11 protein-coding genes and 2 pseudogenes are annotated in these 11,181 nt (G+C 41.7%); 9 read left to right on the top strand and 4 right to left on the bottom strand.

Annotated elements, in window-relative coordinates:
• Positions 1–86 precede the first annotated feature (86 nt).
• The 5 genes from rsxD (at position 87) to OO184_RS01285 (ending at position 5,222) form a co-directional block, all read left to right on the top strand.
• The gene (gene rsxD / locus OO184_RS01305) at positions 87–1,166 is read left to right on the top strand and encodes an electron transport complex subunit RsxD (protein ID WP_265377645.1); all 1,080 of its coding nucleotides are present in this window, start codon (positions 87–89) and stop codon (positions 1,164–1,166) included.
• A gap of 9 nt (positions 1,167–1,175) precedes the next feature.
• Entirely contained in the window at positions 1,176–1,805 is a 630-nt protein-coding gene (gene rsxG, locus OO184_RS01300; protein ID WP_265377644.1) for an electron transport complex subunit RsxG, read from the top strand.
• A complete protein-coding gene (locus OO184_RS01295) occupies positions 1,802–2,500 on the top strand; it encodes an electron transport complex subunit E (protein ID WP_088374290.1) in 699 nt (232 codons plus the stop codon). Before rsxG ends, OO184_RS01295 begins: the two co-directional genes overlap by 4 nt.
• A 1-nt stretch (position 2,501) precedes the next feature.
• Positions 2,502–3,140, top strand: coding sequence for an endonuclease III (gene nth, locus OO184_RS01290; protein WP_036776177.1), 639 nt, complete (start codon positions 2,502–2,504; stop codon positions 3,138–3,140).
• Between the two features lie 138 nt (positions 3,141–3,278).
• Positions 3,279–5,222, top strand: coding sequence for an exoribonuclease II (locus OO184_RS01285; protein WP_265377643.1), 1,944 nt, complete (start codon positions 3,279–3,281; stop codon positions 5,220–5,222).
• A 194-nt stretch (positions 5,223–5,416) separates the two neighbouring features.
• Here the strand turns inward: OO184_RS01285 and mazF are convergent, their stop codons facing one another.
• The 4 genes from mazF to OO184_RS01265 form a co-directional block, all read right to left on the bottom strand.
• Positions 5,417–5,749 carry an endoribonuclease MazF gene (mazF, locus tag OO184_RS01280; RefSeq protein ID WP_265377642.1) on the bottom strand — a complete coding sequence of 111 codons (333 nt, stop codon included), beginning with the start codon at positions 5,747–5,749 and terminating at the stop codon, positions 5,417–5,419.
• Positions 5,749–5,994, bottom strand: a complete 246-nt coding sequence (locus OO184_RS01275; RefSeq protein WP_265377641.1) for an AbrB/MazE/SpoVT family DNA-binding domain-containing protein — start codon at positions 5,992–5,994, stop codon at positions 5,749–5,751. Before OO184_RS01275 ends, mazF begins: the two co-directional genes overlap by 1 nt.
• Before the next feature lie 50 nt (positions 5,995–6,044).
• A complete protein-coding gene (locus tag OO184_RS01270; RefSeq protein ID WP_265377640.1) occupies positions 6,045–6,203 on the bottom strand; it encodes a hypothetical protein in 159 nt (52 codons plus the stop codon).
• An 83-nt stretch (positions 6,204–6,286) separates the two neighbouring features.
• Complete coding sequence (locus OO184_RS01265) at positions 6,287–8,290, bottom strand: alkyl/aryl-sulfatase (RefSeq protein ID WP_265377639.1); 2,004 nt, start codon at positions 8,288–8,290, stop codon at positions 6,287–6,289.
• A gap of 611 nt (positions 8,291–8,901) precedes the next feature.
• Between OO184_RS01265 and OO184_RS01260 the strand changes: the two are divergent.
• The 4 genes and pseudogenes from OO184_RS01260 to OO184_RS01245 form a co-directional block, all read left to right on the top strand.
• Positions 8,902–9,054: pseudogene (locus OO184_RS01260) on the top strand (DUF4255 domain-containing protein); the annotation flags it as partial.
• A gap of 87 nt (positions 9,055–9,141) precedes the next feature.
• Positions 9,142–9,270 (top strand): hypothetical protein, encoded by a 129-nt coding sequence (locus OO184_RS01255; protein WP_265377637.1) that lies wholly within the window; start codon positions 9,142–9,144, stop codon positions 9,268–9,270.
• Between the two features lie 311 nt (positions 9,271–9,581).
• A pseudogene (locus tag OO184_RS01250) lies at positions 9,582–9,728 on the top strand (IS1595 family transposase); the annotation flags it as partial.
• A gap of 134 nt (positions 9,729–9,862) precedes the next feature.
• Positions 9,863–10,894: a PI-PLC domain-containing protein gene (locus OO184_RS01245; protein WP_265377636.1), complete on the top strand. Its 1,032-nt coding sequence runs from the start codon at positions 9,863–9,865 to the stop codon at positions 10,892–10,894.
• The last annotated feature ends 287 nt before the right edge of the window (positions 10,895–11,181 follow it).

The following is an 11,181-nucleotide window of genomic DNA, read 5'->3' as shown; positions in this document are numbered from 1 at the left end:
CCGTCGCCGCTGCCATTGCCAGGGTTAAGGCCAAAAAAGACGCTCAGGAACAACAGAAAATTTCAATAGAATAGTGATTGTTATAAATGAAATTCAGACCCGTTCAGACTGACAACAAAAAACTAAAAGTCGCAAGTTCGCCTTTTACACACAATCAGCAAAGTACCAGCCGCATCATGCTGTGGGTTGTGCTGGCAGCGATACCCGGTATTGCCGTACAAACTTACTTCTTTAGTTACGGTACCTTGTTCCAGATCCTGCTTGCAGTGATTACCGCCCTGCTTGCAGAATCATTTGCCCTATCTTTGCGTAAACAGGCAATTATGCCTCGTTTACAGGATAATTCGGCGTTACTGACAGGTTTACTTTTAGGGATCAGCCTTCCTCCGCTGGCTCCCTGGTGGCTAATTGTATTGGGGACGGCCTTTGCAGTAGTTATTGCCAAACACTTATATGGCGGCCTTGGTCAAAATCCATTCAATCCGGCAATGGTGGGTTATGTCGTACTGCTAATATCATTCCCAGTACAAATGACCAGTTGGTTGCCGCCTATGGATTTACTGACAGCACAAATTACACCACTAGACTGCCTGATGGTGATTTTCACCAGCCATACCCCCGATGGAACAACATTACAGCAATTGCAACAAGGCTTTGACGGGATTAGCCAGGCCACACCGCTGGATAGTTTCAAAACCGGTTTATTGACTCACAATATTGATGACGTTCTTCGCCAACCCATATTACAAGGATCTCTGGCTGGTATTGGCTGGCAATGGGTCAACATTGCTTATCTTGTTGGCGGGCTTATTCTACTGAACAGAAAAGTGATAACCTGGCAAATTCCTGTGGCATTTATCTTGGTATTAGGCTTATGTGCACTTACAAGCTGGCTGATTGATCCATCTCGTTATTCGCCGCCATTATTACAACTGTTCTCCGGTGCAACCATGCTAGGCGCATTCTTTATTGCAACCGATCCAGTCAGTGCTTCCACGACACCTAAAGGTCGTTTGGTTTTTGGCGCCATGATTGGCTTGTTAGTCTGGGTGATCCGTGTTTATGGTGGTTATCCTGACGCCATAGCCTTTGCGGTCTTATTGGCGAACATCACCGTGCCACTCATTGACCATTACACCCAACCCCGCGTTTACGGGCATAAATAAGGAGCCGTTATGTTAGAAACCATGCGACGTCACGGCATCACGTTAGCCATTTTTGCGGCCATTACTACCGGGCTAACGGCTATCGTGAATTCACTCACCAAAAGTACTATCGCAGAACAGGCCGCATTACAGCACAAATCGCTGCTTGATCAGGTTATTCCGCCCGCCCTGTACGACAACGATATACAAAGCGAATGCTATCTAGTCAATGCTGATGCTCTGGGCAATAATTTTCCTCATCGTCTCTATCTGGCCCGTAAAAATGGTCAGCCCGTGGCGGCAGCACTAGAAAGTACAGCGCCGGATGGTTATTCCGGTGCCATTCAGTTACTGGTTGGAGCAGATTTCTCAGGAAAAGTGCTAGGGGTCCGAGTTACAGAACATCATGAAACCCCAGGACTGGGGGACAAAATTGAAACCCGGATTTCAGACTGGATTAATGTATTCTCAGGGAAAACCATCACATCCAATCATGACCGGCACTGGGCGGTGAAAAAAGATGGCGGTGAGTTTGATCAATTTACTGGCGCCACTATTACCCCACGCGCCGTGGTAAACTCCGTCAAACGGACCGCGCTTTATTTACAAACCCTACCTGAACATCTCTCTTCTCTAGAATCCTGTGGAGAAAAATCATGAGTGAAACCAAAAACTTATTTATCCAAGGGCTATGGAAAAATAACTCCGCTTTAGTACAACTGCTAGGATTGTGCCCACTGTTGGCCGTATCTTCCACTGCAACCAACGCTCTCGGCTTAGGGTTAGCAACGACACTGGTTCTAGTCTGTACCAACATTGCAGTTTCCAGCTTGCGTCGTTGGGTACCCAATGAGATCCGTATTCCAATTTATGTTATGATCATCGCTTCGGTTGTAAGTGCTGTCCAGATGTTGATTAACGCCTATGCTTTTGGCCTATATGAATCATTGGGGATTTTCATTCCACTGATTGTGACTAACTGTATTGTTATCGGTCGTGCTGAAGCCTACGCCGCGAAAAACCCGATCATGCCCTCTGCGATTGATGGCTTAGCTATGGGATTAGGAGCCACTTTTGCGCTATTTGTTCTCGGTGCGATTAGAGAAGTTCTCGGCAATGGAACCCTCTTTGATGGCGCTGATTTACTTCTGGGTAATTGGGCTAAAGTATTACGAATAGAAATCGTTCATATGGATTCCCCTTTCCTGTTAGCGATCTTACCACCCGGCGCTTTTATCGGTTTGGGATTAATGCTGGCAGCGAAATATCTTATTGACGAAAAAATGAAAACCAGAGCAATAAAAGAAAAAAGCGGGGCAATAACAATGTCACCAGGATCGGAGAGTTCCATTTGATATGAACAAACAGAAACGTATCGAAATTCTAACGCGTTTACGGGATAACAACCCAAAGCCAACAACTGAATTAGTTTTCACGACACCATTTGAGCTGCTTATTTCAGTACTACTTTCAGCACAAGCGACAGATGTAAGTGTTAATAAAGCCACAGCAAAACTCTATCCAGTGGCAAATACCCCTCAGGCAATTCTGAATCTGGGGGTAGATGGGTTGAAAGAGTATATAAAAACTATCGGTCTTTATAACACCAAAGCGGAAAACACAATTAAAACCTGCCGGATATTGCTAGAAAAACATGCTGGCGAGGTTCCCGAAGATCGCGCTGCATTGGAAGCATTGCCAGGTGTCGGCCGCAAGACAGCCAATGTGGTGTTAAACACCGCTTTCGGCTGGCCGACTATTGCGGTTGATACCCATATTTTTCGCGTTTGCAACCGTACTCAATTCGCGCCCGGTAAAAATGTCGATGAAGTCGAAAATAAATTACTGCAAGTCGTCCCGGCCGAATTTAAAGTCGATTGTCATCATTGGCTTATTTTACACGGTCGTTATACTTGCATAGCCCGTAAACCTCGTTGTGGTTCTTGTATTATTGAAGATCTATGCGAATTTAAAGAAAAAATTTACCCTGAGTAACTATTGTAATTTTCAATGCAATTTCCATATTGTTTTATGCTATTTTGCAGATGTGGCTTGCTCGACACCGCCAATTCGCGTAAAACTGTTATTCCAAAAACTATCTGATAATAACCCTCAACTTTCTCCGCGGATATTATGTTTCAAAACAACCCGCTGCTTGCACAGCTAAAACAGCAACTTCATTCCCAAACACTTCGAGTAGAAGGTTTGGTCAAAGGTACCGAAAAAGGATTCGGATTCTTAGAAGTCGATGGGCAAAAAAGTTATTTCATTCCTCCTCCACACATGAAAAAAGTTATGCATGGCGATCGAGTCACTGCCGCTATTCATACTGACAAAGAAAGAGAGATCGCCGAACCAGAAACCTTGATTGAACCATTTCTCAATCGTTTCGTTGGCCGTATCCAGAAAAAAGAAAATGATAACCGTTTATGGATCGTTCCTGATCACCCACTGCTAAGAGATGCTATCTCTTGCCGGCCAGCCAATCAGGTTACTCATCCATTTCAGCATGGCGATTGGGCCGTCGCTGAAATGCGTCATCACCCATTGAAAGGTAGTCGTGGTTTTCATGCGGAAATTACCGGCTATATTACTGAGGGTAGCGATCACTACGCCCCTTGGTGGGTAACACTCACTCGCCATAATCTGGAACGTGATGCTCCCGCTATGACTGCCGATTGCCAAATGAACGATGGCGATCTTGAGCGCATTGACTTAACGTCGCTGGATTTTGTTACTATCGACAGTGCAACCACGGAAGATATGGACGATGCTTTACATATCGCTAAGCAAGATGATGGTAGCCTGAAACTCAGTATCGCCATCGCTGATCCAACCGCTTATATTGCGGCTGACAGCGAACTGGACCAAATCGCCCACCAACGTGCTTTCACTAACTACCTACCGGGTTTTAATATCCCCATGTTGCCGCGCGACCTGTCAGAGAATTTATGCTCTCTGCGCCCTAACGCCCGCCGCCCGGCATTGGTTTGTCAGGTTTCGATTTTGGAAGATGGTCAACTGGGTGATGATATTGCGTTTTTCTCTACCTGGGTTGAATCAAAAGCTAAATTGGTTTACGACGAAGTTTCTGACTGGCTGGAAGAAACAGGAACTTGGGAACCTGCCTCTGAAGCGATTAAGACCCAAATCACTCTCCTGAAAGAAATGAGTGATCGCCGTAACCAATGGCGCCACCAAAATGCGCTTATTTTCAAAGATCGTCCTGATTATCGCTTCATCCTTGATGATAATGGTTACGTACTGGATATCGTGGTGGAACAACGCCGTACAGCCAACCGTATTGTTGAAGAAGCAATGATCACTTCTAACCTGTGCGCCGCAAAAATACTACGCGATAAACTAGGTTTTGGTATTTACAATGTCCATATGGGCTTTGAGCCGCTGCAAATTGAACAAGTGGTTGAATTACTGCAAGAAAATGGTATCGATGCCAACACAGAAGAATTGTTGACCTTAAACGGCTTCTGCAAATTACGCCGTGAATTGGATAAACAACCAACCCAATTCCTTGATAGTCGTATTCGCCGTTTTCAGACTTTCGCAGAAGTTAAACCTGAACCAGGTCCTCATTTTGGTCTCGGTTTTGATGCTTACGCCACCTGGACATCACCGATCCGTAAATACAGCGACATGATTAACCATCGTTTACTGAAAGCGATTATTCAAAAAACGGGTGTGGAACAACCCTCAGAAGAAACCTGTTTGCAACTGGCTGAACGTCGCAGATTGAATCGTATGGCCGAACGTGATGTAGGAGATTGGCTGTATGCACGCTTCCTGCAACCACATGCAGGAACCGAGCAACGGTTTACCGCAGAAATCATTGATATTACCCGTGGTGGTTTACGTGTCCGACTGATCGATAACGGTGCGGTGGCCTTTATACCAGCGCCATTCCTACATGCCGTGCGTGATGAACTGCAATGTAGCCAAGAGACCGGCACTGTGATTATCAAAGGTGAAGTCGCTTATCGATTGAACGACATTATTGATGTTCGTATTGAGGAAGTCAGAATGGAAACCCGTAATATTGTCGCCCGCCCTGCGGCCTGATTTTTCCCATCACACCTTTCTGCGTCAAACTACAGCTCAATCGCTGTAGTTTGATATTAGAAATTCGCAATCAAGGCGAATGATTACATTAACCTCAGTTTCGTTTAAAAATAGCGATATCACAATCCCGTAAATTCAAGCTCGGTTTTTTAGGTGGGAATGTATAAGCAAATTAAGCCGCCTAAAGTGCCCTGTTATCCGATAAGCGCCTTTGCTTTAGCCTTTATATCCTCCAGTTCTGAAGAATTAACATGACCTTTTTTTGTTACTTTTCTGGCTCGCCAATCAACACATGTCACCTGATCAGCTAAGGCAACACTATTACGGCTTCCTGATAATTCAACTTCAAAAGGATAATCTTTCACTTTAGTTGTGCAAGGAACACAGAGCAGCAATCCCACTTTATTGTTATAGGCAAATGGACTCAGCACGACTGCGGGGCGATGGCCTCCCTGCTCGTGCCCAGCCACAGGATCAAAGTCAATCCAAATAATATCACCAGAATCAGGCACAAAACGAGAAACCATCAGATCAATTCCTTACCAACTGGAGCACCAAAATCCATTTTTTCATGAATATTTTCGGGTGTAATTCCAGCTAATAGTGCGTCAAGAGAATACTCTTTCGCTTTGACCGGAATAATGATAATTCGACCATCTTCAACAGCAATATCAACCGTATCATCAACATTTAGTGAAGCAGCTTGCATAATAGCGACCGGAAGACGTACAGAAGGGCTATTTCCCCATTTTTTCACGACGACTTGTGCCATATTTAAATCCTCATAGTATCAACAATGAAGATACTCTATCAGTGTTCATTTCAAGTATCAACTTTGTTGATACTGCACTTGCGAACCCTATCGGGGGGATGGGTAAAAAAATAACCAATTTCATTTGCAATTAACTGTTGATGCCAGAGAGGGATAAATTGTTGGCAAAAATCATCGACACAGCAGTAAAGTTCTTCTAAATTAGGCATGCCTGAGGATCTCCACAATTTTGTTTTCTTTGACAAAAACTTTGATCGTGCCTCAGGCACTGAGTTCCCTTCTTAAGCAAACCTCAGGTTACATTACCTTCTATTTCTGCGCGGGGCGTCACTATATTGAACCAGAATGGGAAACTGTCCAACAGACCGATAAATTCATCAAACTTGGTTCGGTCTCCCATAATCTTCACATTCTGTTTTTGCACCTCACTGCCAAATTTACTTTCCCCCAACTGAATTTTCTCCAGAACAGCTTTAGTCAACGTCAAGGTAACATCGGCTTGTACCGCCTGCTTCTCAGTATAATTCAGTACACCATTTTCCACCGTCAACGTGTAATGCTTATTGAGATCAGTGAAATTAACATTCATCACTAACTTCTTACCGGCAGCCTTAGGCCCATTTAACCGTACCGCCAAATAATCAAATAACATTTCCGGCGACATAGCACGAATAGTATCCGGACTGACAATATTCAAGTTATCGGATTTTGGCACGCCACGACGCAGTTCCGCAGCGCCCTGCAAATAAGCCGACCGCCAAGAATTTGATTCAGACTGGTAACCTAACTGCTCATAAGCTTTAGCTAACAATTTTTTTCCTGCCACACTATCAGGATTAGCAAAAACAACATGTTTGAGCACTTGTGCCACCCAACGATATTCCCCTTTATTAAAATCAGCTTGGGCACGTTTTATCACCGCTGCTTCGCCTCCCATATATTCCACATATTTAATCGCAGAAGGCTGAGGCGGCAGGTTATTTAGATCAGAGGGGTTCCCGCTGTACCACCCCATATAGAACTGATAAACCGCGCGGGCATTATGACGCAATGCGCCATGATAACCACGATTTGGAAAATAACTCGCCAGCTCTGATGGCAAGTTTATCATCTCGGAAATCTCCTCACCGGTGTAACCTTTATTCATCAGATTCACCGTCTGGTCGTGGATATATTTGTACAAATCACGTTGTTTTTTAAAGTAATCCACCACCCGCTCTTTGCCCCACATTGGCCAATTGTGACTCTGGAATTTCACTTCAACCTGATCGCCGTACAAATCGATGGTCTGATTAATATACTTTGACCAAGCCAAAGCATTACGCACCTGAGCTCCACGCAGCGATAAAATATTGTGCATGGAATTAGTCGTATTTTCTGACATCCACATTGCCTTCCATTGCGGAAACCAAGTATTCATCTCTGAAGGAGCTTCCGTGCCCGGCGTCATCTGGAATACCATCTCCACACCATCAATCGTCACTTTCTCACCGGTTACTTTGATAGTCTGTGTTGGTGGGATCAATGTTACCGTTCCAGTCGGTACTGTTGCACTTAAGCCAGAATTGACACTGCCTTGAGGATTACGGGGCAATAAAGTACCAAACATATAAACAACCCGACGGCCCATCGCATTACCGGCAATGACATTTTCACTGGCCGCATGTTCCATAAAACCTTCTGGCGCAAGGATCTGAACCTTACCTGCTTTAACATCATCCTCATTGACAATGCCGCGCACACCGCCGTAATGGTCAACATGAGAATGGCTATAAACTACCCCCACTACCGGCTTTTTACCTAAATTTTCGCTGACTAAATCATAGGCTGCTTTGGCTGTTTCCGCAGACGTAGCCGGATCTAAAACAATCCACCCGGTATTTCCCTCAACAAAAGTAACATTAGATATGTCATAGCCGCGCACTTGATAAATGTGATCACTCACTTTATAGAGCCCATATTCCATATTAAGCTGCGCATTACGCCACAAGCTCGGGTTAACGGTATCTGGAGCCGGCGTTTTATCGGTAATAAATTGACGATATCTGTCAAGATCCAATACCACTTTACCATTAGCATCACGAATAATCAGAGAATCAGGTCTGGCAATCAGACCGCGTTTAGCATCATCAAAATCAGATTTATCGTTGAAAGGTAAAGTAGATGCCATTTCAGCATTGACTTGTTTGGTTATTGTAGTCGCCGGAAGAGAACTATCAGAGTGACTCAATGCTGGCAGAGTAAAAATGGAAAACGACACTGCGGTTGAAATAGCTAGTAAATATTTATAATTCATAAAGTAATATTCCTTTAGAGATATTTAACTATAAAACCAAATATAACTTTATCCATAAAACCAAAACGATATGAATCATAGCTGACTAACGATAGATAATGAGATCCTTATTTCATGAACCTCCCATTATTAAAACTAAGCGCCCTGCTGAATTAAATCCAAAAAAAATAATACATAACCATTTGTTAATAAATAATTTTATTAACAAAGCATCATCATCTTCATATCAAAAGTTATAACACAATATTTATTCACGCCTTGATAAAAAAATATAACAATATGATTGAGAAACAATTTCAATATTAATTGTTTTTATAACCAATATTCACACATATTAACAATTGATATTTAAAACTAACAAACGTTGGTTATAATTTACCGTGATCATTAATGTGATCTTAGATTCACCAAATAACGTTCCTATGTAAAAAGTTCCTATATAAATAGTAACCAAGGAAAAACAGGTTAGTGCGGTAGCTATTGTCTATCGCTAAATGCTAAGAGAAATATATACCTAATAGATTTCAAGTTGCAGCGCGGCGGCAAGTGAACGAATCCCCAGGAGCATAGATAATTATGTGACTGGGGTGAGCGAGTGCAGCCAACAAAGAGGCAACTTTTGGCAAGCGCTCGGCAATCGCCCTCGCCTTTCTTTATTATATTCCATTACCGCACCGGTAAAACTGCAAAACAATAAAGACGATATAAAACCAATTAGCCAAATTTCCGCATCTGTGGAGCAAAAATCAACTCTGGATAACTCATAAATAAACCAAGCTTTATTTGATAAATTATGTGCCGATTTAGATTTCAATTAAATAAAAAATACAACCATAACGATAGGTTTATAAATGCTTAAAAATGATATTCGTGAAAAAGCAATTAAGAAATTGCATCCCAAAGATAAAAATCCAGATATCACTCGATTAGACGGATTACACTTGGAACTTCCTGATAATAAATCGGAAATATCAACCTAAAAAATACCACCATATCAAAAGATTTTATATTTCACTATTGTGATATGCAAAATGCATTACATCTCAGTCATTTTCATAAGTTAAACATTAAGTGAAAGTGATAGTATGCCAAACAATAAATACAGTAAAAATACTAGACATTGAAAAAATAGATAAAAATAAAAAATCTCTCAATAAAATAAAACCACCCTACTGGATATGACAAAGCTAACATAGAAAGAGAATTAATAGATCTGAATATTTCACCAAAGAGGAAATAAAACTGTCATATGAATTTGATATGCTAAATGAGTCTATGATGAAACTAAGTCAAACGTCATATACGTAAATTTAATGAAATACTCAAGGCGCATTTTAAGTTCTTTCTCAAAGAATGGGGGGATAAGGGGAGATTTAACACATCAAAAGTCAAAAACCAATTACACATTTTGAAACAAATAGTTAAAGAAAAAATCTAATCGCTATCTGAGATAACCCGCTAAAATACATATAATTATTCTGTAGGACAAAATTATTGCGTTAGATATGATCACTAAGCATACTGTTTATTTCAAAAGCATTTCTTACTTAAAACTAATAGGTAGGTGATAACATGGAACATGAATATAAAGAAAGGCAAAAAAGACGCTCATCACAGCCAAAGAATGCGACTCATCATGAAAGCGATTCATTAGAATTAGAACTCAATACGGCTCCAAACAACAATGGCTCAGGTCACATCATGGATGGACGTACTTCCGTAAATCATAATGAATTACCTGCTGACACTCAGCTATCTCAAATAGCTATGTTAGGTAGCCATGATGCAGGTACCTATGCTTACAGTAGAAAAAGAAATGGAATGTTCAGTAGCTTAGGAGCGGCATTGCCCTTTGCATTTAAAACCCAAAATAAGAGTTTGAGAGAACAAGCAGAGGCGGGGACAAAATACTTTGATATTCGCGTAGCACGGAACAAAAATGGCTCATTTAGCTTTTTTCATGGCCCTAGTGTTGCAGCCGGGGATGCCATTGCCGATGTTAAGGAATTGTTAAGTCATGCAACAGGAGATACCGATAATTTTTATCTTATTAAATTTGTATTTAAAGGAGAAGGTAAGAAAAAGAACACCGCTTCTGGAACGTCGGATTCAGATATCTTTTTGGAGAATGTACTCGAAGGTCATCGTGATAATCTTATTACCCGTAATGACACGCCGAGTTTAAGCGAAGCAACGGTTGATTTATTGGGTAAAGGAAAAAACATCGGAATTATGGTGCATGGTTATGACGGAGCTGAGCCACATTGGGCCTACAAAGAACAAGTTCACACCAAGTGGGCTAATCGAGCGAACGCAGGAGGTACAGCCAAGTTCCTTAGTGAATTTCACGCAAACCCTGCACCTGAAGGTAAACTTAATGTTATGCAGACAAATATCCCAGTAGCTTCTATTGGACGTAGACAATTTACTTCAGGAGTAAAAAGTTACCTATCTAGAAATAATGCCGTTTTAGCTGATGCTGTTGAGAAGATCCCTCATGCGGGAATAATCAGTGCGGATTATATAGATGACACTCATAGTGCAACCTCAAGATTTATAGAGACGATTGAAGCGCATAATCGACGTCTAATGAAGACAGACTAATTAAGGTAAGAAAATCGAGTATAAAAAAAGCAGCCTGATATATTTTCTTCCCCGCTCTCTATGCAGAGCGGGATATAAAATACAAAGGAGGATGCGAATATTCATGGATTTAAAAGAAAATATTTACATGAAATGTAATTTTTTAACGAAGATAAATAATTTAGTCGAAATGAATTTGAACAAGGATTAGATTTACCTCCAACTAAACAAAATAATCCGTCTCGCGATATTTTAAATTTGGAAGATAAGTATTAAGCATCGAAGAATTCCTTTAACAAAACCGGCCG

Source organism: Photorhabdus aballayi (assembly GCF_026153155.1).
Taxonomy (GTDB): Bacteria; Pseudomonadota; Gammaproteobacteria; order Enterobacterales; family Enterobacteriaceae; genus Photorhabdus; species Photorhabdus luminescens.
This window is presented reverse-complemented; position numbering and strand designations above follow the sequence as displayed.

Excerpts from the sequence above, each read along its gene's own strand:
- rsxD (WP_265377645.1), top strand. The coding sequence starts at position 87 with ATGAAATTCAGACCCGTTCAGACTGACAACAAAAAACTAAAAGTCGCA.
- rsxG (WP_265377644.1), top strand. The coding sequence starts at position 1,176 with ATGTTAGAAACCATGCGACGTCACGGCATCACGTTAGCCATTTTTGCG.
- OO184_RS01295 (WP_088374290.1), top strand. The coding sequence starts at position 1,802 with ATGAGTGAAACCAAAAACTTATTTATCCAAGGGCTATGGAAAAATAAC.
- nth (WP_036776177.1), top strand. The coding sequence starts at position 2,502 with ATGAACAAACAGAAACGTATCGAAATTCTAACGCGTTTACGGGATAAC.
- OO184_RS01285 (WP_265377643.1), top strand. The coding sequence starts at position 3,279 with ATGTTTCAAAACAACCCGCTGCTTGCACAGCTAAAACAGCAACTTCAT.
- mazF (WP_265377642.1), bottom strand. The coding sequence starts at position 5,749 with ATGGTTTCTCGTTTTGTGCCTGATTCTGGTGATATTATTTGGATTGAC.
- OO184_RS01275 (WP_265377641.1), bottom strand. The coding sequence starts at position 5,994 with ATGGCACAAGTCGTCGTGAAAAAATGGGGAAATAGCCCTTCTGTACGT.
- OO184_RS01270 (WP_265377640.1), bottom strand. The coding sequence starts at position 6,203 with ATGCCTAATTTAGAAGAACTTTACTGCTGTGTCGATGATTTTTGCCAA.
- OO184_RS01265 (WP_265377639.1), bottom strand. The coding sequence starts at position 8,290 with ATGAATTATAAATATTTACTAGCTATTTCAACCGCAGTGTCGTTTTCC.
- OO184_RS01255 (WP_265377637.1), top strand. The coding sequence starts at position 9,142 with ATGCTTAAAAATGATATTCGTGAAAAAGCAATTAAGAAATTGCATCCC.
- OO184_RS01245 (WP_265377636.1), top strand. The coding sequence starts at position 9,863 with ATGGAACATGAATATAAAGAAAGGCAAAAAAGACGCTCATCACAGCCA.